This is a genomic window from Streptomyces sp. ISL-100 (assembly GCF_018614615.1).
Lineage (GTDB): Bacteria > Actinomycetota > Actinomycetes > Streptomycetales > Streptomycetaceae > Streptomyces.
Window position 1 is genome coordinate 77,938 of sequence record NZ_JAGGOK010000065.1, and the last position, 22,021, is coordinate 99,958.

Consider the following 22,021-nt stretch of genomic DNA (forward strand, 5'->3'; position numbering starts at 1 on the left):
GCCGTCGGAACCGCCGGCTCCTGCGCGGCACGAATACGCCGACGGGCCGAGGACGCCAGCTGTCGGCAGGCCGCCGGCGTCCGGCCGACGATCTCGGCGACCTCGGTGAAGGGGTACCGGAAGACGTCGTGCAGGATGAACGCCACGCGTTCGGCCGGCGTCATCGACTCCAGTACGACGAGGAAGGCCATGCTCACCGACTCGTCCAGGGTGACCCGGTCGGCGGGGTCGGCCGGCTCGGCCCTGCCGCCGCCCGACGGTCCGCTGATCCACTCCGTGCGGTCGGGCAGCGGCTCGGGTATCCATTCGCCGACGTAGCGCTCGCGCCGGACCCGCGCCGATCCCAGCAGGTCCAGGCAGATGCGGGTGGCCACCGTCGTCAGCCAGGCGCCGGGCGACTCGATGGCCTCCTGCCGTTGCCGCGACATCGCGTACCAGCGGGTGTAGGTCTCCTGCACGGCGTCCTCGGCCTCGGCCAGCGAACCGAGCAGCCGGTAGGTGAGGTTGATCAGATGTCGTCGCTCGCCGACGATCTCGCTCAGGCCCGGCTCGGAGCGGTCATGTCCCGGCTCGGACGGTGTGCTCATGGTCGCGACCGCTCCCTGGTTCTTCTCGTCCGCTTCCGCTCTCGCCACTTCGGCGAAACACCGCACCGGACTGTGAGGCCGGCGCTTCGCCTCACATTTCGCGGGCCCACGTCGTCGGACTACCGAGACACTACCGATCCACCGCCGCAAGGCAGAAGAGGGGACCGCGCCATGGCCACACAGACGACGGCAGTACAGGGCAGACTCACATTCCTGCAGGTCGCGATCGCCCTGCAGGCCTTGTCCCTCCTCTTCCAGGCGGTCACCGCCGGAATGCTGCTGTCCTCGTCCCACGGTGCGGTGCTGCACGACGTCGGATCGCGCGTGATGTACGGCGCATCGATGCTGTACGTGCTCGCCGCGATCCTGGCGTGGCGGCCGGGCGGCGGGGCGCCCCACCCCATCCTGTACGCGTCGGGCTTCCTCGTACTCGCTTCGGTGCAGGTAGTGCTGGGCATCGCGCACATGCCGTCGCTCCATGTCCCCCTGGGCGTCGTGATGTTCGGCCTGAGCGTGCTGGCGCTGGGCCAGGTGCGCGTGGCCGGTCAGCCGACCCACCGGTAGCGGCGTTCCGGGCGCCCTGTCCCGCCGTACCGCAGCGTCACCTCGGCGCGGCCCGTGTCCGCGAAGTACTCCAGATAGCGGCGCGCGCTGACGCGGGACAGCGATCCGGACTCGGCGCACTCGGTGGCGGAAAGGCCGGCCGGGTGCTCGCGCAAGGTGCGCTCCACCAGCTCCGCCGTGTGAGCCGCGAGGCCCTTCGGGAGCTCGCGCGAGCCCGGCGGGCGGGTGCCGAAGATCTGGTCGACGTCCGCCTGGCGCGCCTCGCCCTGCTCGGCGAGCTCGTCGAAGCGGGTCCGCATCGACGCCACGTGCCGCAGCTGCTCCTGAAGAGCGGCCTGATTGAACGGCTTGATCAGATAGTGCAGGGCGCCCGCCCGCAGCGCCGCCCTGATGATCTCCGCATCGCGGGCCGCCGTGATGAACAGCGCGTCCACGGTGTGCCCGTACTCGCCCCGCTCCTCCGCCGCGCGCAGCTCGCGCAGCACGCTGATCCCGTCCATATCGGGCAGATATACGTCGAGCAGTACCAGATCGGGACGAAGTCGCTCGGCAGCGCGCAGCGCCTCGGCGCCGCTGTGTGCCACCCCGACGACCGTAAAACCGTCCATCGCGGACACGCAGCGGCTGTGCAGCTTGGCGACCATGAAGTCGTCGTCCACCACCAGCACCTTGGTCACCGCGCAAGGCTAGGTCTCGACCACAACGACCACAACGTCCGTTGATTGCGGAAGGGAGACAGCTTGTTAACGCGCGGGCAACATGTGGGCCACTTCACAAGTTTCCGTGAATTCCCAGTTCAGACGTTTCCCACGTTCAAACGGACAGGTGGTGGCCCAGGTGCGCATGCGCACTCCCCTCGCCCTGCTCGGGGCGGCACTGCTGGTACTGGTGGGGCCGCCGCTGCTCACGACAGGCAGCGGCGCCGACACCGGCACGCAGATCCCCGGCCTGCGCTTCATGGTTCCCAATACACCCGGCGGCGGTTACGACATCACGGCCCGTACGGCCGCGAAGAACGCCGAGGACGCCGGGCTCACCCACAACATCGAGGTCTTCAACCTGCCGGGCGCCGGCGGCACCGTCGGCCTCACCCGGCTCGTCGGCGAACACGGCAACGGCAAGCTCGCCATGTCGATGGGCCTCGGAGTCGTCGGCGCCGTACACACCAACAAGTCGCCCAAGACACTTGGCGACACGACGCCGGTCGCCCGGCTCACCGAAGAGCAGGACATCGTCGTCGTCAGCAAGGACTCGCCGTACAAGACCATCGACGACCTCGTCGCCGCCTGGAAGAAGAACCCCGCCAAGCTCCCCGTCGGCGGCGGCTCCTCACCCGGCGGGCCCGACCACCTCGCCCCGATGCTGATGGCGAAGGCCGCGGGCATCGAGCCGAAGTCCGTCAACTACATCCCCTTCGACGGCGGCGGCGAACTCCTCGCCTCCATCCTCGGCAACAAGGTCGCCTTCGGCGTCTCGGGCGTCGGCGAATACCTCGACCAGATCAAGTCGGGCGAGCTGCGACTCCTCGCCGTCACCGGCCCCAAGCGGGTGAAGGGCCTCGACGCCCCGACCCTGCGCGAGTCGGGCCTCGACACGGACTTCACCAACTGGCGCGGCATCGTCGCACCGCCAGGACTCACCGACGCCGAGCGCGACAAGCTCGTCGCGCTCGTCGAGAAGCTGCACGCCTCGCCCGAATGGCAGGCGTCGATGAAGAAGAACGGCTGGGACGACGCGTTCCTGACCGGGGAGAAGTTCGGCGACTTCCTGGACGAGCAGGACACGCGCGTGAACTCGGTGCTGAAGGAGCTGGGGCTGTGACCACCGGAACCGAAACCCCGGCCGCGGCCCGCGCGCCCCGGTCCTGGCTGCGCGAGCACTCCGAAATCGGCGTCAGCGTGCTGCTGTTGCTGCTCGGCGTTCTCGTCCTCACCGACGCCCTCACCATGGACGTCGACATCACCCAGCGCGGCCCCGTCGGCCCCAAGACCGTTCCGGTCGTCGTCGGCATCGCCCTGCTGCTCGTCGCCGTACTCCTCGCCGTCGACGTCCTGCGCGGCGGGCGCGGTGAGGCGGAGGGCGGCGAGGACATCGACCTCAGCGAGCCCAGCGACTGGCGTACGGTCCTGCTCCTCGCCGGGGTCTTCCTCGGCAACGCCGTGCTCATCGACCCGCTCGGCTTCCCCATCTCCGGGGCCCTGCTCTTCTGGGGATCGGCGTACGCGCTGGGCAGCCGCCACTACGACCGAGACCCGCTCATCGCGGCCGGCCTCTCCCTCCTCACCTTCTTCGTCTTCAACAACCTGCTCGGAGTCCCGCTCCCCGGTGGCCCCCTGATGGAGGTGCTCTGAGTCATGGACTCCCTCAACTCCCTGCTCGACGGCTTCGGTACCGCCCTCACGCCGATCAATCTGCTCTGGGCCGCGATAGGCGTCCTGCTGGGCACGGCCATCGGCGTACTGCCGGGAATCGGCCCGGCGATGGCGGTGGCCCTGCTGCTTCCGGTGACGTACGGTCTCGAACCCACCGGCGCCTTCATCATGTTCGCGGGCATCTACTACGGCGCGATGTTCGGCGGCTCCACCACCTCGATCCTGCTCAACACGCCGGGTGAGAGCGCGGCGGTGGTCGCGGCCATTGAGGGCAACCCGATGGCGAAGGCGGGACGCGGCGCGCAGGCGCTCGCGGCCGCCGCCATCGGGCACTTCGCGGGCGGCATGATCGGCACGATCCTGCTGGTCGCGCTCGCCCCGACCGTCGCATCACTGGCGGTGGACATCGGCGCGCCCGACTACTTCGCCATCATGGTGCTGGCCTTCATCGCCGTGACGTCGGTGCTCGGCTCGTCGCGCGTCAGAGGCGCGGCGTCGCTGCTCATCGGCCTCACCATCGGGCTGGTCGGCCTGGACCAGATGACCGGCCAGCAGCGTCTGACCTTCGGCTCGCTCCAGCTCGCCGACGGCATCGACGTGGTGATCGTCGCAGTCGGCCTCTTCGCGATCGGCGAGGCACTGTGGGTCGCCGCGCACCTGCGGCGCGCGGTGGCCGAGCCGATTCCGGTCGGGCGGCCGTGGCTCGGCAAGGCCGACGTCAAGCGCACCTGGAAGTCCTGGCTGCGTGGCCCGCTGATCGGCTTCCCGTTCGGCGCGATCCCGGCCGGCGGCGCGGAGATCCCGACGTTCCTCTCGTACGTCACCGAGAAGCGGCTCTCCAAGCACAAGGAGGAGTTCGGCAAGGGCGCCATCGAGGGCGTGGCGGGCCCGGAATCGGCGGCCTCGGCCTCGGCGGCGGGCACCCTCGTCTCGATGCTGACGCTCGGCCTGCCGACGACGGCTGTCGCCGCCGTCATGCTGGCCGCCTTCCAGCAGTACGGAATTCAGCCGGGACCGCTCCTCTTCGAGCGCGAACCCGACCTGGTGTGGGGCCTGATCGCCTCGCTCTTCGTCGGCATGGTGCTGCTGCTCCTGCTCAACCTGCCGCTGGCGCCGCTCTGGGCGAAGCTGCTGCGCATTCCGCGCCCGTACCTCTATGCGGGGATCCTGTTCTTCGCGGCGGTCGGCGCGTACGCGGTGGGCGGCGAGGCGCTGGACCTGGTGATCCTGCTGGTCATCGGCCTGATCGGGTTCGGCATGCGGCGGTACGGGCTGCCGGCGCTGCCGGCGGTCATCGGCGTAATCCTCGGCCCGGCGGCGGAGCAGCAGCTGCGGCGGGCGCTCCAGATCAGCGACGGCGGCGCGGTCGGTCTCTTCAACACCCCCTTCTCGGTGACGGTTTACGCCGTGATTGTGATCCTGCTGGCCTGGCCCTGGCTGAAGAAAGTGGTGCTGCGGGGGCGTCGTAACGTGTCGGCATGACCGACGACATGAGCATCCGCCGTGCCACGTCCGCCGACGTACCGAGGGTGAAGGCCGTGACCGACGCGGCCTATCACCACTACATCGAACGGATCGGCGTCGCGACCCGGTGATCGGCGCCCTGATCCTGGTCCCCGAGGCGGACCACCTCTTCCTCGACAGCATCGCGGTCCACCCCGACGCCCACGGGCGGGGGGTGGGCCGCCGACTGCCGGAGTACGTCGAGGAGTACGCGCGCTCGCTTCCACTACCGCAAGCGGCTCTGGCCGCCGGGGGATTTCATCCCCGACGCGGGTGGATTGTGTGAGGTTCGGCGTACGGAAGCGCGGGCTCCCCTTAGCGTCTGATCATGATCAGAAATGGATTCACCGCCCTTGCAGTCACCTGCGGTTGTCTGGCCACCACAGCCTTGGGGGCTCAAGCCGTGCACCTGCCGCAATGGCAGCGTGTCGGCACAGGAATCACCGGCGGTGTGAGCGGCATGGCAGTCGTCGAAGGCGCACCTGTGGGCCGCGATTCGGCCGACGTGGTCGTCGTGCGGGACAACAAGGACGACGGGCAGGACCGAGTGGTCACGGTCCGGCTCAGGCCCGGTAAGGAGCCCGTGACGAAGGCACTGGAGTGGGAGGGGCCGCTGCCGAAGGATCTGGAGGCGCTCGACGCGATTCCGGGCCGGAAGAACCACTACATCGCGGTGGCCAGTGAGGGCACGGCGTACCACATCGCCGTGGCGGGTGACACGGTGACAGTGCTCGGCAGGCCCGTCCCGCTCCCGGGAAAGGTGACCGGCGACAACTACGAGAGCTTCGCGGTCTTCCGCCATCCCTCGGGCAAGCTCACCGCCGTGTGGGCCACCAGGGGCAACAGTGAGGAGAAGTCGGTCGTGCGTGCCGCGGCGATGACGATCGGTCAGGCGTCTCTGCGGATCGGCATGCCCGCCGGTACTCAGGAGTTCGCCGTCCCGTTCCCGACCGAGGACGAGGTGCGGCACGTCAGCGATCTCAAGGTGCTGCCGGACGGGACCGTGCTGATCGCCTCGGCTTCGGACCCCAATACGGACGACGGGCCGTTCAGTTCGGCGCTCTACAGCGCCGGGAAGTTGTCCATGAACCGCGGGCTTCAGCCGGTGCTGCACCAGAAGAAGGGGTCTCTCACTCCTCTGCGCCGGTTCACCAAGCAGGACGACCGCAAGATCGAGGCAGTCGCCCAACTGCCGAACAAGCAGGAGATCTGGGGCACGGACGACGAGAACCATGGCGGGTTTGTCCGGTTCGATCAAGTCCGCCCGTAGCCGGAGGCGAGAGCGCCGCGCCCTCAGACTCGCAGCAGGGCGGTAAAGGCCTGGGAGGTACGGGCCAGATCCTCCAGCGTGTCCAGGGAGCGGCGGGCTTCGGCCGCCGCCTCCGGGTGCCGGTCCGCGAGGCCGCTCGCCTCGAACTCGTCCTCGTCCAGACGCAGGACGGTGGCGCCGTCCGCCGACACCCACAGGTCGAGGTCCAGGTCCTCGACCTCCACCCGGCCGTCGGCGACCACCGCCGGGCGGGTCACGTCGCAGTACCAGCCCTTCAGCGTGCCGTCGGCCGCCGTGACCTCCTTGACGGCGTACCACCGGTCGCGCCAGTAGTGCTCCGTGAAGACATCGCCGGGCTCGAACCGTACGAAGCCGAAGTCCCGTACGCCCGGCGCCGCCCACGGCGCGCGCACCACCAGGTGCGTGCCGTCGTCGGAGACCACGGACGCCGGATAGCGGATCTTCGTACGGCCGGCCTTGACGAGGGCTATCTCAACCGAGCTTGCGGACATGGCGTACCTCCGAGGCGCAGATCTCGTATCCGAACCATCTGTTGACGGCGAGCATGGGCTGGTTGTCCGCGTCGTTGCTCGTGTACGCCTCCGTGTAGCCGGCGGCACGGGCACGATGCAGGGAGTCGTTCTTGGCGAGCTTCGCGAAGCCGCGGCCACGGTGGGCGCGCACCGTGCCGGTCATGCCGGACCAGTAGCGGGTGAGGCCGTCCGTCTGGGCCGCCGTGAACGCGGCGACCCTGCCCTCGGCCACCACGATAGTGGAGAGGCCGCGGTCGAGGAGCGGGTGGTTCCAGGTGTGGTTGACCCAGTCGTCGTAATCCGCGAAGTCCGTGCTGATGTCACTCGGCTCGTCGGCGGTGGCTTCGGCGTCGGCCTCGAACACCGGCCGCGGATCGTCCAAGAAATCCGCTGCGGTACGGAGTTCGACTCCGACGGGGAGCGGCTGCCGCGCGGGAAGAGCGTCGCCGTTCGCCAGGTCGAGGCGCTGGAAGTGCAGGGGGCGGGTCGGCCGGTAGCCGCGCTTCTCGGCGAACGCGCGGGACTCCGGTGCGTCCAGCACCCAGGCGTAGACGGCCGTGGCTCCCTCGGCGCTGAGATGCTCCTCCGCCGCGCGCAGCAGGAGTGAACCCGCGCCGTGGCCGCGGTGGTCGGGGTGGATGTACGGCGTGACGTACGACTGGCCCGGCTCCGTGCTGTCGTACGCGATACCTGCGGTGGCGGCGCCGATGACCTCGCCGTCCTCCTCGGCCAGCAGCATGCGCATCTTCTTGTCCGGGTGCGCGGTGCTCAGCTCGAAGGCGACGGACTCCGGGGTCGTGACCATGAAGGGGACGGCTGCGCGGCGTACCCGGACCCAGCCCTGTGTGTCGGCTGCGTCGGTGGGCACGAGGTCGCGAACGATCAGCGTCATGGGGCGGACGTTACGGGCAGAACGTGCCCCGGTGCCTCCCATTTTTCTTCAGCTCTTTTCTCCGGTCGTGGGGGACAATCGAGGCGTGACCTTGAAGATCGACATTGACGTGGACACCGGTATCGCGCCGTACGAGCAGCTGCGCGCCCAGATCTCGGAGCAGGCCCGCGCCGGTGCGCTGCCGGTGGGCTACAAACTGCCGACCGTACGCGGCCTCGCGGAGGATCTCGGTCTCGCCGCGAACACGGTCGCGAAGGCGTACCGGGCGCTGGAGAGCGACGGGGTGATCGAGACGCGGGGGCGGAACGGGACGTTCGTCGCGGCGGCGGGGGACGCGGCGGAGCGGCAGGCCGCGGCCGCGGCCCAGGGGTACGCGGAGCGCGCCCAGCGTCTCGGCCTCGGCCACGCGGAGGCGCTGGCGGCGGTTCAGGACGCGCTGCGGGCGGCGTACGAGGGGTGACCTGCGCGGTGCGGTGCGCGTCGCCTGCGGCGGCGGAGGGGCTGAGATTCGCCGTGCGCGGCAATCCAGCCCCGCCCGGCACATCCAGCCCGTCCGGCGTTTGAGGACACGCCCGCAGGGCGTCCCGGGGCCGGAGGCTAGAGGTACAGCCCCGCGTCCGAGCCATCGGGCTGGGACGGGACCGACGCCGGGCTCGTGCCGCGCCGCAACGCGTACAGCTCCGCCAGGGTCGCGCCCTCGCGGCCGACGCCCTCCTCCGTGCCGAGCCAGCTCACCGCCTCCGCCCGCGTCAGCGACCCCACCTCGATGCGCGCCATGCAGCGCCCCGGCCGCACCACCGCCGGATGAAGGCGCTCCAGGTCCTCGTTGGTGGTGACGCCGACCAGGACGTTGCGGCCCTGCCCCAGCAGGCCGTCCGTCAGGTTCAGGAGGCGGGAAAGGGCCTGGCCCGCCGTGTGCTTGGCCTCGCCCCTGATCAGCTCGTCGCAGTCCTCAAGCAGGAGCAGCCGCCAGCGCCCCTTCGCCGAGCCGTCGTCCTCACCGATCGCGATGTCCATCAGATAGCCGACGTCGTTGAAGAGCCGCTCCGGGTCCAGTACGCAGTCGACCTGGCACCAGTCCCGCCAGGAGCGGGCCAGCGTGCGCAGCGCGGAAGTCTTGCCCGTACCCGGCGGGCCGTGCAGCAGGAGCAGGCGGCCCGCGATGTCGTCCGGCGTCACCTTCATCAGCCGGTCCATGGCCTCGGCCACCGGCGCTGTGTAGTTGGGCCGTACCTCGTCCCACGTACCGGCGGCGATCTGCCGGGTGGTGCGGTGCGGGCCGCGGCGCGGGGAGACGTACCAGAAGCCCATCGTGACGTTGTCGGGCTGCGGTTCGGGTTCGTCCTGCACGCCGTCCGTCGCCTGTTTCAGGACCTTCTCCGCGAGGTCGGAGGTGACGGCGGTGACGGTCACGTCCGCACCGTGGCTCCAGCGCGAGACCAGCAGCGTCCAGCCCTCGCCCTCGGCGAGGGTCGCGCTGCGGTCGTCGTCGCGGGCGGCGCGCAGAACTGTCGCGGACGGCGGGAGGAGCGTGGCGCCTGATTTGACGCGGTCGATCGACCGGCTGTGGGAGTACGGCTGCTCGCCCGTGGCGAAACGGCCGAGAAACAGCGCGTCGACGACGTCCGACGGGGAATCGCTGTCGTCGACGTTCAGCCGGATCGGCAGAGCGGCCTCAGGGTTTGCGGACATGGCGCCCATGATCCGGCACCGGGCCGCCCCGTGCACCCAGGTTTCATGCGTTCGTCCCTTCCACGGAGCAGCGTGCCGTTACGTGCCTGTTCCTGTGATACCTGCCGGAATGCCAACCCCCGCCGATACCCTGGCCGGTGATGGGACGCCATGGGTGGGATTCGGGTGCAAGGCGGTGGCGGTTCACCGCACTGATCGGCGTGGGCCTGGCCGCGATCGCCCTCGTACTGACGATGTGCGCGACTCTTCCCGACGGAAACGACCGCAGCGGCGGCGATGCCGGAACCACCACCGACGGTGACAAAGTGCACGGAACCCCCGTGCCGCCGTCCGGCGCGCCGGAGCCCGCGCTCGGCTGGGGCTTCACGCACACCCAGTACAGCGCCGACGAGGGCGACGCCGACGCCCTGCGCCGGGCCGAAGACACGCTGTCCGCACAGTCGTTGCCGCAGATCCAGCACATCATGGGCTGGGGCGCCGAGAACCCCGAGCCCTCTCCCGGCCGGTATCAGTTCGACGAGCTCGACAGCCGCGTCGACCTGATCCGCAGGACGGGCGGCACACCGGTCATCACGCTGTGCTGCGCGCCGGACTGGATGAAGGGCGGCAAGGCGGGGGCCGGAAACACCGACTGGAGCAAGAAGTCCCTGGAGACCGCTCCGCGCCCCGAGCACTACAAGGACTTCGCGAAGCTGGCCGCGACCGTCGCCAAGCGCTATCCCGACGTACGCCACTTCATCGTCTGGAACGAGTTCAAGGGCTTCTTCGACGACGGCAGGCGGCGCTGGAACTACGAGGGCTACACCCGCCTCTACAACCTCGTGTACGCCGAGCTGAAGAAGGTCAACAAGGCGAATCTCGTCGGCGGGCCCTATCTCGTCATGGACAGTTACGAGCCTCGCGACACGACGTACGCCTCCGACCTCAAGGGGCCCTGGGGCAGCGTCGACCAGCGCGTCCTCGACGCCTACACCTACTGGAACAAGAACAAGAAGGGCGCGGACTTCGTCGTCGTCGACGGCGCCAGCTACACCCGCGACGACGAGCTGCTGCCCGACGAGTTCCGGGCCACGGACAAGCTCACCGCCGTGAGTGAGTGGATCCGTCAGCGGTCCGGGGGACTGCCGGCGTGGTGGGCGGAGTACTACGTCGAACCGGGCGACGACGATGACGACCGCGACGGCTGGAGCGAACCGCACCGCGCCGCCGTGCACGCCTCCGGGCTCATGGCGATGGCCCGGGGCGGCGCCGGCACAGCCTTCTACTGGAATCCGCAGAACACAGGGCCCCAGTGCGCCGGATGTCTGTGGCGCTCCACTCAGCTCGCCGACGGCGGCGGGGCGCTGCCGATGATGAAGCTGCTGTCGCGGTTCGCGAAGGAGTTCCCGCCGGGGACCCGGTACGACGACACCGTGCGGATCGCCGCTGACGACGTACCCAACGTCCGCGTCCTCGCCGACGACAAGGCGGTCCTGGTGGTGAACACCCTCGACCGGGCCATCAAGGCCAGGGTCGACGGCAAATCCTTCGACATGCAGGGGTACGAGGTGAGGTGGCTGACGCGCTGAGCCGCGCCGGCCCCCTCACGACATCGTCAGGAAGCGCTGCACCAGCGACGCCAGCAGCACCGCCAGCAACGGCAGCGAGAACCAGAACGTGCTCTGCAACCACTGCAACTGCCGCACGCCGGGCGCCACCGCCACCCGTACGACCTCCCGCGCCGCCAGCAGCACGATCAGCGCCAGCGCGGCCAGCGCGCCCACCACCGACCACGGCGTCCAGGTGATCTTCGGGCCCGCCGGGCCGGGGTCCGGCTTCGCGACCGGGCCGTCGGGCTGCTCGCGCAGCGCGTACAGCGACACGTCCGCGTTCGACAGCACCTTCTTCAGCTCCGGCCGCCTGTCCAGATTCGCGGTCAGCCGCTTCTCCCAGGTGGGCGAGTAGCCCGCGTCGAGCCGCAGGTACGTCGACTGACTGCGGTTGATCATGAGGTACGAGTTCGGGCCCGCGTCCTTCAGGGACTTGACCAGGCCCGCCACCAGCACCGGATCGACGGGCGCGAGCGTCGGTACGTAACTGACCTTCTCCATGTCCCGCGCGCCCCACGGGATCGCGGGGGTGACGTTGTCGATGGTGTCGCTGCTCATCCACAGCAGCCGCACCGACGGATCGTCGTGCGCGTACACGAACTCCATCGCGGCGACCTCGCCGGCCCTGGTCCGCTCGAAGGACTCGTTGCCCCAGCGGGAGACCAGGAAGCCGCCCATCAGGATCAGGCCCGTCAGCAGCGCGGCCAGCGGCGCGAGGCTCTTGCGGTCCGCCTCCCGCTCGGCGACGGTGACGCCGGTACGGGGGAAGAGCGCGAGCCCGGCCAGCAGGGCGGCGCCGGGCAGCGCGAACATGAAGACGCGCAGGGCCATTTCGCCGCCGTACGACTGCATGCCGAAGCCCAGGAACGGCACGAAGGCCAGGACAAGCAGCGAGCGCTCGCTGTAGCCGGCGAAGCGCCGCCGCCACCAGCCCCAGCAGGCGAAGGCCATCACACCGCCGGCCATGGCTACCCGGACGTACAGCACCAGCTTGTGTGTCGAACTGCCGCCCTCGATACGGCCGGACACGGACGAGGTCACGTTGCCGCCCACCCCGCCCATGCCGCCGAACAGCTCGTCGAAGTGGCCCGACCAGTACGGCTCGGCGAAGAAGCCGATCCAGACCGCGACCAGTACGGCGAACAGCATCGGCAGGCCGCGCAGGGTCGAGCGACCGGTCATCACCAGGACGGCGAGTACGCCGAGCATCACGAATGGTGTGAGCTGGTGGGCGGGGACGGTGGCCGCGAACAGGCCCACCACGACCAGCAGCAGCACCGCCTTCTCGCTCCGCCCGGCCGGCCTGACCTCGGCTTCGCCCGGACGCCGCTTCCTCCACAGCACGCGCGGCTCGCGGAACCAGACCAGGACGATCGCGACGAACGCCATGTACATGCCGTACGTGAAGCCCTGCGGCGAGAAGTAGTCCTGGCCGACCCAGCCGCTCAGCACGAAAATCCACGCCCCGGCCCACTTGGCGCGCCAGCTCGCCCGCATCGAGCGCACCAGCAGGAACAGCGGCGGCAGGTAGAGCAGCTGCATGGCCGGCGGCCACCAGCGGATTACGGACGACATGTCCTCGACGCCGCACGCCTCGGCGACGAAGGTCGCCAGGGCGAAGAAGCCGGGCCAGCTCCAGCGGGCGTCGAGGTCGGGCACCGCCGTGCCGGTCCTGTCGATGTAGTCCATGAAGCCGAGGTGCTGCCAGGCGGTCGGGAAGCGCGGCTCGGCCTCCAGCACGGCGGGCAGCGCGTGCAGCGACACGACCGTTGCCACCAGCGCCACCGTCAGGAGTACGGTCCTCGGCCGGTCCAGCCACAGCAGCGAGGCGAACGACAGCGCGAGCATCCCGGCGCCGAGCAGTGTCGCCGCCGGGAGTACGGAGATCAGCCCCAGGCCGCCGATACGTTCCAGGCCGGCCTCGCCGATGCCCCGCACCGGCAGCCAGTAGAGCGCGAGCGCGGCCAGGAGCAGCAGCCCGACGCCGAGTTCGGGGACGCGCGGGCGCAGGGGTGTGCGGCGGGGCGCGGGCGGTACGTCGTCCGCCCGGGAGGCGGAAGCCACCTGCTCCACGCGTTCCTCGCCCCGCTTCTCGCTCGCCTCTGCGGATGGTGTGGCAGCCGGCACGGAGGAGGCGGAGCGGGGTGACGGAATCATCCTCGGCACCGGTGACTTGAGCGCCCACGTCGGCCGGTGGTCATCACCATCGCCCGTCCCGCCGCTCCCCGCCGCAGGCGTACCCGCGGCCGGAGTCTCCGGTCCCGGTCGCACATCGGGCCTGCGCTCCGGGTGGTCGAAGTCCAGCCGCGCCCCGAGCGGCATGGTGGGCGCGTCGAGCGCCGAGCGCAGCGCCCAGCGCGTCCCGAACTCGCCGCCGGGCGGCCTTTCCTCACTCAGCGAGTCGGCCGAGTCGCCGCGGTCGCCGTCGACCGCCAGGTCCGCCAGGTCACCGTCCGGCGCCGCCGCCTCCGCGCCCTTGGACCTGGCGGGCGGCGCCGACCGCACCACCCGGTACAGCATCACGCCCGCGACCGAGGCCACGACCGCCAGGCTGGAGATTTCCGCGATCCCCGCCCCGACGAGCCCCATGCGCGGCAGCAGCAACAGCGTCAGGCCGAGGACCAGGACGCACAGCCCGCCCTGGAGATAGGCGAGAGGGGACGTGCGGCTCTGGGCGCGCAGGACCGCGAAGTACACCTCTATGACGACGCGCAGCAGCGCGCCGACGGCGAACCAGCGCAGCAGCGGCGTCGCGGCGTCCGCGTACCCCTCGCCGAACACGCCCAGGATGTAGGGGGCGCCGAAGAACAGGGCGGCCGCCACCGGCAGCATGATGCGCGCCATGCGGCGCAGTGCGGCCCGGCAGTTCTGAGCGAGGGTGCTGGGGTCGTGCGCGCCTTCCACCGTCAGGGAGGCGCCCATATTGATCGCGAGCAGGTTGACCGTGCCGCCAATGGTCGTGGTGATGTAGAAGTACGCGTTGTCCTCGGAGCTGACCTGCGAGGCGACGATCACCGGTACCGCGTAGACGACGGCCAGCGAGAAGAGCGAACCGGTGTAGTCACCGGCCAGGAAGCGGCCCATCTGCCGCAGCGTCGGCGGCTGCGCGCGGTCCTCGGTGGCCGCCACATGACGCGGCACCAGGCGGCGGAAGACCAGCCAGCCCAGCGGGATCACCGACACGGCGATCGCCGCGACCCACGAGACGAAGACGCCCGCAGTCGGGATGGAAGCCGCGATCACGATCAGCAGCACCAGCTTGACCGCGGAGAAGACGGTATTGCCGACGGGCACCCACAGCGCGCTGCGCAGGCCCGTCAGGACCCCGTCCTGGAGCGTGAGCAATGACCAGGCCACGACGGCGAGTACGAAGCCGAGGCCGTTCAGCGGGCCGTGCAGGAAGCTGTACGAAGGGCCCCACAGGCTGAGCGTGGACAGGAAGACCAGCGCGGCGACCGCGACCACGACCGAGCTTCCCGCATACGTCCGCAACACCAGCCGCCCGGTCCTGCGCCCCGCCACCGGGATGAAGCGCGCGAGCGCCCCGGTGAGCGTCAGCGCGGTCAGGCCGGCCAGCAGCTTCATCGCGGCGATGGCCGCCGAACCCTGGCCGACCGCGGACTCCGAGTAGTACCGGGCCGCGGCCAGCCAGAAGCTGAGGCCGAGGAGCGCGCTGATGCCCGTGTTGAGCATCAGTGCGTAGGCGTTACGGAAGAGCGGATTCCCGCCGCCCGTGCCCGGCAGACGCAAGCGGAGCCCGGACGACGGCTGCTGCGCCGGCGCCGGGCTTGAGGCCTGGGCGGTGGTGGTGGTCGTGTCAGACACGGCTCCTGCTTACCTTCCGGCCGGCCGCTCGGGCTCTGCGGACCATGGCGTACCCCTTGGTGAGGACCCGGTCCCTGGCGAAGTCACGGGCGATCGACCGGCCCTCCACCAGTCGCTCGAACTCCTCGATACCGGTCTTGCGCTGTACGGTCACCCGCTCCAGGGCGTACGGCCCCTGGCACCGCGCCGCGAGCGCGTTCCCCACGGCGAGCGACTGCGCGAAGCCGGCTTCGCGCACCGTGCGGCGTACGCGGCGGCTGGAGTAGCCGTAGGGGTAGGCGAAGGAGACGGGGCGGGTGCCGAGTTCCTCCGTGACGATCTCACGGCAGCGGAGAGTCTCGAACCACAGCTGATCGTCCGGGAGTTGGTCCATCTGCGGGTGGGTGTGGCTGTGGCCGCCGATCTCGGTTCCGGCGGCCGCCAGTTCCCGTACCTGGTCCCAGTCGAGCATGGTGTCCAGGGCGCCCCCGCCGTCGTACGGGCCGCGCAGCCAGCCAGTCGAGACGAACAGGGTCGACGCGAAACCGTGCTTGGCGAGGGCGGGGAGGGCGTGCCGGTGCACGCCCTCGTAACCGTCGTCGAAGGTGATCAGCACCGGACGCTCCGGCAGCTTGGAGCCACCACGCCAGGCCGCGCCCAGTTGCGCCGTGGTCAGCGGAGTGAAGCCGCGTTCGCCGAGCAGTTCCATCTGCTCGGCGAACGCCTCCGGGGAGACCGAGAGGCTGTACGCCGCCTTCGCCGGCCGGTGCCCCACCGCGTGGTACATCAGGATCGGCACCGCCGGTCCACTCACCGCGTCCCACCTCGCACGGGCGGTCTGTCGGAGGCCGGGCGCGGGCCGGGCACCGAAGCCAGGACCGGGACCGAGAACGCGCCCACGCCCCTGCGCGCCCGGATGCTCCCGAGGACGTACCCGCCCGCCGCTGCAGCCACTCCGGCCACAATGGCCCCGGCCCGCCCGGCGCCGCCCGGCCGCCCGAGGGCCGCGTCGCGCAGCCCTCGGGCGACACCGGCCGGCAGGACCCGTGTCGTGTAGCGGCGTTCGGACTCAAGTCCTTTGCCCGCACCGACACTTCGCGCCACGAGCGCCTTCGACAGTCCCTCGGCGTATGCCCGCGTACGGAAGTAGCCGAAGCGCTCCCGGACGGCCGGGACCTTGTGGTGGATCACCGAGCGGTCGTCGATCAGCAGCACCGCCTCCGGCAGTGCCTGGGTGAGCCTGATGCACAGCTCCGTCTCCTCGCAGCCCAGCGGCCGCTTGTCGCCGTCCCTGCCGATGCCGGTGGCGAAGCCGCCCGCCGCGTCGAACGCCGACTTGCGGAAGGACGCGTTCCCACCGAGGACGTTACGGACCCGGACCCGCCCCGGCGGCAGGCCTTTGTACGTACAGCCGACGACCCAGTCGAACTCCTCGGGGAACCAGTCCGGTCGGCGGCCGGATGCCCAGGCGGGCATGGTTCTGCCCCCGACGGCCATCACCCGTGGATCGGCGTACCCCTCGGCGAAGTACCGCAGCCAGTCGCGCTCGGCCACGGCGTCGTCGTCGAGGAAGGCGACAATCTCGCCGCGGGCCGCGGCGATACCGGTGTTGCGGCCCGCGGAGAGGCCGCGGGGGCCCGCGTTGGCGAGCACCCGCACCTCCTCCTGACCGTCTGTGTTCTTGCGTACTTCCTTGCCGAGCCGCTCCAGCAGTGCCGGATTGTGGTCGACGACCAGCAATGTCTCGGCGGCGGGCCGTGACTGGCGGCGCACCGAGTCGAGCGCCGCGAGGATGTCCTCCCAGCGGTCCTCGGTGTACACACAGATCACCACCGAGATGTCCAGGTGGCTCAAGCTCAAGACACCTCTCCCCGGCTGGCGCCCGGCGCGAAGGCCGGCGGCCTGCGGCGTCCGGGGCGCCGCCTGCCCTGCTCCTTCAAAATCACTCTGAGCACGCGCAGCCCGTCCCGCACGGCACTGAGGTTGCTCATGCCGTGGATGCGGACGTACTCGTGGCTGGGGATCTCCTGGACCCGCAGGCCGGCCTTGACGACCCGGATGTTCATCAGGGTCTCGACCTCGAAGCCCGTGCAGTCCAGGTCGATCTTGTCGAGACAGTGCCGCCAGAAGGCGTTGTAGCCGTAGCACAGGTCCGTGTAGCGCGCGCCGAACTTGGCGTTGACCACGGCGCACAGCACCCGGTTACCGAGCTTGCGGATCGGCGTCATGTCGTCCGTGCCGCCGCCGTTGGCGAAGCGCGAGCCCTTGGCGAAATCGGCCCCCGAGACGAGCGCCGACACGTAACTGACGATCTCGTGGCCGTCGGCCGATCCGTCCGCGTCGACCATCACAATGATCTCGCCGGTGCAGGCGGCGAATCCGCTGATCAATGCGTCGCCCTTGCCTTTTCCGCGCTGCTTGACGACCTTGATTCCCGGCCAGAGATCACGGGCCACCTGGACGGTGTCGTCGGTCGAATTCCCGTCGACCAGGATCACTTCATGGATCCAGGCGGGAAGGGTCTTGAAGACGTACGGGAGATTTTCCGCCTCATTCATGGCGGGGATTACGACACTCACCGGCGGTGCTATGGCGAGATGTGAAGAGATCGGCCGGTAAGCGTGGCCGGATATCAGCGGATCTTTGCCCTCGATCGCAGGGCGGAGGAATGAGCTCATGAGTCTTTTCCCTCTCCACCGGTGGACCGCCCGCCCCCGGGCGGTCCGGATGAGTTTCCGGTTCGAAAGGGGGGTTCTCACCCTGCCCATGACGGCATGTCACTCCGCACTGGACGGGCGAGCTGGCACAGCTTTCCAGCGCGGCACGCGACTCGGCACAGTACTGATTCGCCGAGCACGACCCCCCCTACCGCGCCCCGCCCCGGACCCCATCGCGACGCTTGAGCCCTCCCCTAGCGCCTTGCATGACGGACCGTTGCGGGTGGATGTACGACGGTATTGATGATTGGGACTGTATGGCAAGACCTGGAACGTGGCCTCGCTTTTTTGCGCCTTTGGTATTGCATGGACGGTCACATACGGAACCGTCCCGATCGGAATTCGCCGATCCGCTTGAGCAGCCTGTCCGCGGGTTCGAACAATTCCGGCCGTTCGACGACCGTATTGCGCAATGCCCGGACCGGAGCGCGATGCGCCCAGTGGCCGAGTGCGACGGGATGACGTCGCATCATCCACCCCTCCGACACCATGATGTCGCGGGTCTTCAGGGAGTCTTTGTACTCTTTCTGGCCGCGGCCGAGATCCATGTACGCGATACCGTCGGCGGCGGCGGCTTCAGCGATACGCAGGTGCATGAGCAGGCCGGGAGAGAATTTCGCGAACTCCGGATCATAGGCCGGAAACCAGCAGCTGATGATCCTTTCCGAACGCGGCCCGAAATGCGCGGCGACCGGCTTGCCGTCCGCGTAGAGCACCGACAGCAGGCCGCTGAACGATTCCGTCCGGGTGTGGAACAGATGCTCGACGAGCCCGGTGATCCACGGCTGGGTGAAACGGTCGCTGCGCCCGGTCCTGCGGTACTGCGCGGACTTCCAGCGCATCAGCGTCCGCAGCGCCGCCGGATCGCGCTCGTCGTGCACGTACGTCAACTCGCCTACCGAGCGGGTCAGCTTGCGCTCCTTGGCGAGCGTCGACTTGATGAACTTCGGCGAGTTCTTCCGCAGGTACGCGAGGTATGCGTCGTAACCGTCCTGGATGTCGATCACGGGTGAGGCGAACGACCCGGTGACGCCGGCCTCGAACGGCCCCTGCCCCTGCGTCAGATGATCGAATTCCCACACCGCGAGCCCGCACGCCCGCAGCAACTCCCGCGCGTCCCACTCGAAGCCCGGTCTGTGCACCAGACCCTGACTGTCGGAGACGCCGAGACCGATGGCCCGGCCGACGCCGGTGGCGGATCTCTGGTGCGGGAAGAACGCCGCGGGCTCACCGCCTTCGCGTACGACCGCGATGCGCACCCCGCGCCGGTACCGGCTCACGGCCAGCGTGAACTCGGGGGAGAGGAAAGGGTTCGCCAGCTCCGGCGCACCGTGCAGGTGGGCCTTTGACTGCATGGCGGTCCAGGCCGTTCGGTCGGCAGCGCTGAGCTCGCCGGGGCGGAGCACACTGATGTCGTCCATGTCAGTAGGTCTGCCTTCTCGCCGTAGGGCCGCCGGGACGCCGTAACAGCGCCAAGAGGAAGAGCAGGGCGCTGAGTCCGGCGATCGCCGCTACCCCGCCCCTGATCGACCAGGTCTGCGTGGCCAGCATCGCCTGGGCCACCAGCAGGTTGAGCGCGACCGCCCCCGCTGCCGATGCCACCAGGCGGCCCAGCGGCTCCAGGCCCCGGAGGCCGGCGGCCACGGCGGAGGCCGGCGCCACGATCAGGAAGAAGAGGGTGAACGGCGCGCGAAGTGGCGACGCGAGGTCCGCGAGCGCCAGTACGGCGCCGACCCCCGACACGGCGAGCGCCGCGCCCGCGAGAACGGGCAGCGAATCCGCGACCGCTGCCGATGGCTTGTTACCGATGGTCTGCATTGGCGACTTTGCCCCCTGAAGCGCCGGATGCCGGGCTTCAATGTCGCTCAGCCCACTCGGGCGCGTCAAGGATGCGGAGAGAGTGTGCGGAAGATCCCAGGAGAAAGTTCTTGGCATGGACACTTCCGGTGATGTATAGGGACTGCTACGACAGTTGAGGCGGAATTCCTGCTAAGGGAGGTTCCATGAAACTGTCCCGAATCGCGGCATTCTCATCCTCACTCCTGCTCGCAGCAGCGCTCACCCTCACCGGGGCGAGCGCGGCGCAGGCAGCTCAACAAGCCGAATCCCCGGACTATGTGGCCCTCGGCGACTCCTACTCCTCGGGCGTCGGCGCCGGAAACTACGACAGCGCCAGCGGCAACTGCAAGCGCAGCACCCGCGCCTACCCGGCCCTGTGGGCAGCGGCCCATTCACCCTCGACGTTCGCGTTCACCGCATGTGCCGGCGCTCGTACGGGTGACGTGACAGCCGGTCAGCTAGCCCCGCTCAACGCCTCGACCGACCTCGTCTCCCTCACCGTCGGCGGCAACGACGCCGGCTTCGCGGACGTCATGACGACGTGCGTCCTCCAGTCGGAGGCCGCGTGCCTGGCCCGGATCGCCGAAGCGCGCGCCTACGTCGACTCCACCCTGCCCGGCAAGCTCGACTCCGTGTACACGGCGATCAGAGCCAAGGCCACCGCAGCGCACGTCGTCGTACTCGGCTATCCCCGCTTCTACAAGCTCGGCGGCGGCTGCGTCGCCGGGCTCACCGAGAAGGAGCGCGCCGCGATCAACGACGCCTCCGACTACCTCAACACCGCCACCGCCAAGCGCGCGGCCGACCACGGCTACACGTTCGCGGAGGTCACCCCGGCCTTCACCGGCCACGAGATCTGCTCGTCGGCGCCGTGGCTCCACAGCGTGAAGTGGTCCAACATCGGCGAGTCGTACCACCCGACCGCGGCGGGTCAGTCGGGCGGATACCTGCCCGTCTTCACCTCCGCTGCCTGATCTGCGCGGCCGCCGGACTTTCGGCGGTGTAGGAGGCCCCGTCCGTCGGGGTCTCCTGCTCGCAGGTCACCGAGAACGACACGGAGTTGGACGTGACCTGCACGGGGCTCTTGACCTCGACGCTGATCGCGTCGTGGTGCGTCTCATCTTCCTTGTGGGTCAACTCGGTGTGGTTCACCTGCTTCGACTTCTCCTCGCCCGCGCCGAAACTCAGCGTCTTCCACCCGGAGTCGGAGGACTCGCCGCTGCCGGTCACCCACCGGTAGCCGACCTCGGCGGGGACGCGTCCCACCGTGAAGGTCGCGGTGAACGACGGTGCCTGGCCCTCGGGCGGCGGGCAGGTGCCGGAGTAACTGCCGGTCACCGTCGTGACGGTGACCTTCACGGACTGGTGCGGCGGGGTGGTCGTACCCCCGTTGCCGCCACCGTTGGCCCCGGTCCCGCCATTGCCGCCGTTGCCGCCGGTGTCGCCCCCGGTCGTGCCGGTGCTCGTATCCCCGCCGGTGGAGCCGCCGGTGCCGGTGCCGCCGTCCGTCCCGCCGCCGTTCTTGCCGCCACTGTCACCGCCTCCGCCGGAGTCGGTGCCGCCCCCGCCGTCGCCGCCGGTCGCGCCGGACGAAGCGCCGCCCGAAGCCGTCCCCGGGTCTTCAGTGTTGTCGGCGGTGTCGGCGTTGGCCTTCACCAGCGCCCAGGTGATGCCCCCGACGGCGAGCAGCAGCGCGACCACCACCGCCACCAGCATCACGACACCCCGCCGGGGCCGCTCCTGCGTCGTGGTGGAGGTCGTCGCGGTGGGGAGGGGCTGAGGGGTGGGAAGAGGAGTGTGGCTGCCGTACGGCGAAGGCCCGGCGACCGGCGTGGACCCCGTGACGGTCGGACTGTACGGACCGGACGCGACCGGCACCGCCCCGGTGCGCGGCGTACCCCCGCCCTCCACGATCCGCAGCAGACGCTCCGCGTCCCCGGCGGACATCCGCTCGGCCGGCTCCTTGCGCAACAGCCCCTCGATCACCGGCGCCAGCGCGCCCGCCCGCGCCGGGCGCGGCAACTCCTCGTCGACCACCGCGCGCAGGGTGGACAGCGGCGTGTCCTGACGGAACGGCGAGTTGCCCTCGACCGCGGCGTACAGCAGCACCCCGAGCGACCACAGATCCGACTCCGGCCCCGGCGTACGCCCCATCGCCCGCTCCGGCGCCAGGAATTCGGGCGACCCGATCAGCTCGCCGGTCATCGTGAGCGCCGAGCTCCCCTCGACCATCGCGATGCCGAAGTCCGTCAGTACGACGCGGCCGTCATTGGCGATCAGTACGTTGCCGGGCTTCACATCGCGGTGCAGTACGCCCGCCTCGTGCGCCGCGCGCAGGGCCGCCAGGACCTCGGTGCCGATCCGCGCGGCACGCTGCGGGCTCAGCGGACCCTCCCCGTCCAGTACGTCGGAGAGCGACAGCCCGCGCACCAGCTCCATCACGATCCACGGGCGGCCCTCCTCGGTCGCCACGTCGTACACGGTGATCACATTGCGGTGCGAGATACGGGCGGCCGCCCACGCCTCGCGCTCCAGCCGCGCGTACAGCCGCTGTCCGTCCGTGGTGCCGAGCTCCGACGGCGCCCGGACCTCCTTGACCGCGACCTCGCGGCCCAGGACGTCGTCGCGGGCGCGCCACACGACGCCCATGCCGCCCTCG

At 70.0% G+C, this 22,021-nt stretch carries 20 protein-coding genes and 1 pseudogene; 9 read left to right on the forward strand and 12 right to left on the reverse strand.

From position 1 onward, the window contains the following. Positions 1-587 (reverse strand): sigma-70 family RNA polymerase sigma factor (locus J7E89_RS27715; RefSeq protein WP_251061180.1); only part of this gene is annotated, 587 nt, incomplete at its 3' end. Between the two features lie 171 nt (positions 588-758). Between J7E89_RS27715 and J7E89_RS27720 the strand changes: the two genes are divergently transcribed. Then, complete coding sequence (locus J7E89_RS27720; protein WP_214977175.1) at positions 759-1,151, forward strand: hypothetical protein; 393 nt, start codon at positions 759-761, stop codon at positions 1,149-1,151. On the opposite strand, the gene J7E89_RS27725 is transcribed toward J7E89_RS27720, so the two are convergent. Next, positions 1,133-1,828, reverse strand: a complete 696-nt coding sequence (locus tag J7E89_RS27725; protein ID WP_214977176.1) for a response regulator — start codon at positions 1,826-1,828, stop codon at positions 1,133-1,135. The two genes, J7E89_RS27720 and J7E89_RS27725, sit on opposite strands and share 19 nt — an antisense overlap. Positions 1,829-1,988: 160 nt before the next feature. Here J7E89_RS27725 and J7E89_RS27730 point away from each other — a divergent pair, with 160 nt between their 5' ends. The 5 genes and pseudogenes from J7E89_RS27730 (at position 1,989) to J7E89_RS27750 (ending at position 6,296) form a co-directional block, all read left to right on the forward strand. Beyond that, entirely contained in the window at positions 1,989-2,972 is a 984-nt protein-coding gene (locus J7E89_RS27730) for a tripartite tricarboxylate transporter substrate binding protein (protein WP_214977177.1), read from the forward strand. After that, positions 2,969-3,502 carry a tripartite tricarboxylate transporter TctB family protein gene (locus tag J7E89_RS27735; RefSeq protein ID WP_214977178.1) on the forward strand — a complete coding sequence of 178 codons (534 nt, stop codon included), beginning with the start codon at positions 2,969-2,971 and terminating at the stop codon, positions 3,500-3,502. Before J7E89_RS27730 ends, J7E89_RS27735 begins: the two co-directional genes overlap by 4 nt. A gap of 3 nt (positions 3,503-3,505) precedes the next feature. Continuing rightward, entirely contained in the window at positions 3,506-5,005 is a 1,500-nt protein-coding gene (locus J7E89_RS27740; protein ID WP_214977179.1) for a tripartite tricarboxylate transporter permease, read from the forward strand. Beyond that, positions 5,002-5,312: pseudogene (locus J7E89_RS27745) on the forward strand (GNAT family N-acetyltransferase). The gene J7E89_RS27740 and the pseudogene J7E89_RS27745 overlap by 4 nt, the downstream one beginning before the upstream one ends. Positions 5,313-5,477: 165 nt before the next feature. Further along, on the forward strand, positions 5,478-6,296 hold the full coding sequence (locus J7E89_RS27750; RefSeq protein WP_214977180.1) for a hypothetical protein: 819 nt from the start codon (positions 5,478-5,480) through the stop codon (positions 6,294-6,296). A 23-nt stretch (positions 6,297-6,319) separates the two neighbouring features. Here the strand turns inward: J7E89_RS27750 and J7E89_RS27755 are convergent, their stop codons facing one another. Beyond that, positions 6,320-6,808, reverse strand: a complete 489-nt coding sequence (locus J7E89_RS27755) for a DUF402 domain-containing protein (RefSeq protein WP_214977181.1) — start codon at positions 6,806-6,808, stop codon at positions 6,320-6,322. Next, a complete protein-coding gene (locus J7E89_RS27760; RefSeq protein ID WP_214977182.1) occupies positions 6,789-7,721 on the reverse strand; it encodes a GNAT family N-acetyltransferase in 933 nt (310 codons plus the stop codon). Before J7E89_RS27760 ends, J7E89_RS27755 begins: the two co-directional genes overlap by 20 nt. 85 nt (positions 7,722-7,806) lie before the next feature. Between J7E89_RS27760 and J7E89_RS27765 the strand changes: the two genes are divergently transcribed. Beyond that, entirely contained in the window at positions 7,807-8,181 is a 375-nt protein-coding gene (locus tag J7E89_RS27765) for a GntR family transcriptional regulator (protein WP_214977183.1), read from the forward strand. A 137-nt stretch (positions 8,182-8,318) separates the two neighbouring features. On the opposite strand, the gene J7E89_RS27770 is transcribed toward J7E89_RS27765, so the two are convergent. After that, positions 8,319-9,413: a DUF5925 domain-containing protein gene (locus J7E89_RS27770; protein WP_214977184.1), complete on the reverse strand. Its 1,095-nt coding sequence runs from the start codon at positions 9,411-9,413 to the stop codon at positions 8,319-8,321. A 140-nt stretch (positions 9,414-9,553) separates the two neighbouring features. On the opposite strand from J7E89_RS27770, the gene J7E89_RS27775 reads away from it, so the two are divergent. Next, the gene (locus J7E89_RS27775) at positions 9,554-10,981 is read left to right on the forward strand and encodes a xylan 1,4-beta-xylosidase (RefSeq protein ID WP_214977185.1); all 1,428 of its coding nucleotides are present in this window, start codon (positions 9,554-9,556) and stop codon (positions 10,979-10,981) included. Between the two features lie 15 nt (positions 10,982-10,996). On the opposite strand, the gene J7E89_RS27780 is transcribed toward J7E89_RS27775, so the two are convergent. The 6 genes from J7E89_RS27780 to J7E89_RS27805 form a co-directional block, all read right to left on the reverse strand. Then, positions 10,997-14,827, reverse strand: a complete 3,831-nt coding sequence (locus J7E89_RS27780) for a lipopolysaccharide biosynthesis protein (protein ID WP_214977186.1) — start codon at positions 14,825-14,827, stop codon at positions 10,997-10,999. Beyond that, positions 14,820-15,593, reverse strand: a complete 774-nt coding sequence (locus J7E89_RS27785; RefSeq protein ID WP_214977233.1) for a polysaccharide deacetylase family protein — start codon at positions 15,591-15,593, stop codon at positions 14,820-14,822. Before J7E89_RS27785 ends, J7E89_RS27780 begins: the two co-directional genes overlap by 8 nt. A gap of 23 nt (positions 15,594-15,616) precedes the next feature. Next, the gene (locus J7E89_RS27790; RefSeq protein WP_214977234.1) at positions 15,617-16,660 is read right to left on the reverse strand and encodes a glycosyltransferase family 2 protein; all 1,044 of its coding nucleotides are present in this window, start codon (positions 16,658-16,660) and stop codon (positions 15,617-15,619) included. A 2-nt stretch (positions 16,661-16,662) separates the two neighbouring features. Next, positions 16,663-17,484: a glycosyltransferase family 2 protein gene (locus tag J7E89_RS27795; protein WP_214977187.1), complete on the reverse strand. Its 822-nt coding sequence runs from the start codon at positions 17,482-17,484 to the stop codon at positions 16,663-16,665. A 353-nt stretch (positions 17,485-17,837) separates the two neighbouring features. Then, complete coding sequence (locus tag J7E89_RS27800; RefSeq protein ID WP_214977188.1) at positions 17,838-18,944, reverse strand: GNAT family N-acetyltransferase; 1,107 nt, start codon at positions 18,942-18,944, stop codon at positions 17,838-17,840. Position 18,945: 1 nt separating this feature from the next. Beyond that, on the reverse strand, positions 18,946-19,341 hold the full coding sequence (locus J7E89_RS27805) for a hypothetical protein (protein ID WP_214977189.1): 396 nt from the start codon (positions 19,339-19,341) through the stop codon (positions 18,946-18,948). Positions 19,342-19,526: 185 nt separating this feature from the next. Between J7E89_RS27805 and J7E89_RS27810 the strand changes: the two genes are divergently transcribed. Then, a complete protein-coding gene (locus J7E89_RS27810; protein WP_214977190.1) occupies positions 19,527-20,336 on the forward strand; it encodes an SGNH/GDSL hydrolase family protein in 810 nt (269 codons plus the stop codon). Here J7E89_RS27810 and J7E89_RS27815 read toward each other — a convergent pair. Further along, positions 20,320-22,011 carry a serine/threonine-protein kinase gene (locus tag J7E89_RS27815; RefSeq protein ID WP_251061185.1) on the reverse strand — a complete coding sequence of 564 codons (1,692 nt, stop codon included), beginning with the start codon at positions 22,009-22,011 and terminating at the stop codon, positions 20,320-20,322. The genes J7E89_RS27810 and J7E89_RS27815 overlap by 17 nt on opposite strands. Between the last annotated feature and the right edge of the window lie 10 nt (positions 22,012-22,021).

What these genes read in the sequence shown, in the direction of transcription:
- J7E89_RS27720 (WP_214977175.1), top strand. Translation starts at nt 759, where the DNA reads ATGGCCACACAGACGACGGCAGTACAGGGCAGACTCACATTCCTGCAG.
- J7E89_RS27740 (WP_214977179.1), top strand. Translation starts at nt 3,506, where the DNA reads ATGGACTCCCTCAACTCCCTGCTCGACGGCTTCGGTACCGCCCTCACG.
- J7E89_RS27755 (WP_214977181.1), bottom strand. Translation starts at nt 6,808, where the DNA reads ATGTCCGCAAGCTCGGTTGAGATAGCCCTCGTCAAGGCCGGCCGTACG.
- J7E89_RS27760 (WP_214977182.1), bottom strand. Translation starts at nt 7,721, where the DNA reads ATGACGCTGATCGTTCGCGACCTCGTGCCCACCGACGCAGCCGACACA.
- J7E89_RS27770 (WP_214977184.1), bottom strand. Translation starts at nt 9,413, where the DNA reads ATGTCCGCAAACCCTGAGGCCGCTCTGCCGATCCGGCTGAACGTCGAC.
- J7E89_RS27775 (WP_214977185.1), top strand. Translation starts at nt 9,554, where the DNA reads ATGGGACGCCATGGGTGGGATTCGGGTGCAAGGCGGTGGCGGTTCACC.
- J7E89_RS27785 (WP_214977233.1), bottom strand. Translation starts at nt 15,593, where the DNA reads ATGTACCACGCGGTGGGGCACCGGCCGGCGAAGGCGGCGTACAGCCTC.
- J7E89_RS27795 (WP_214977187.1), bottom strand. Translation starts at nt 17,484, where the DNA reads ATGAGCTCATTCCTCCGCCCTGCGATCGAGGGCAAAGATCCGCTGATA.
- J7E89_RS27800 (WP_214977188.1), bottom strand. Translation starts at nt 18,944, where the DNA reads ATGGACGACATCAGTGTGCTCCGCCCCGGCGAGCTCAGCGCTGCCGAC.
- J7E89_RS27805 (WP_214977189.1), bottom strand. Translation starts at nt 19,341, where the DNA reads ATGCAGACCATCGGTAACAAGCCATCGGCAGCGGTCGCGGATTCGCTG.
- J7E89_RS27810 (WP_214977190.1), top strand. Translation starts at nt 19,527, where the DNA reads ATGAAACTGTCCCGAATCGCGGCATTCTCATCCTCACTCCTGCTCGCA.
- J7E89_RS27815 (WP_251061185.1), bottom strand. Translation starts at nt 22,011, where the DNA reads ATGGGCGTCGTGTGGCGCGCCCGCGACGACGTCCTGGGCCGCGAGGTC.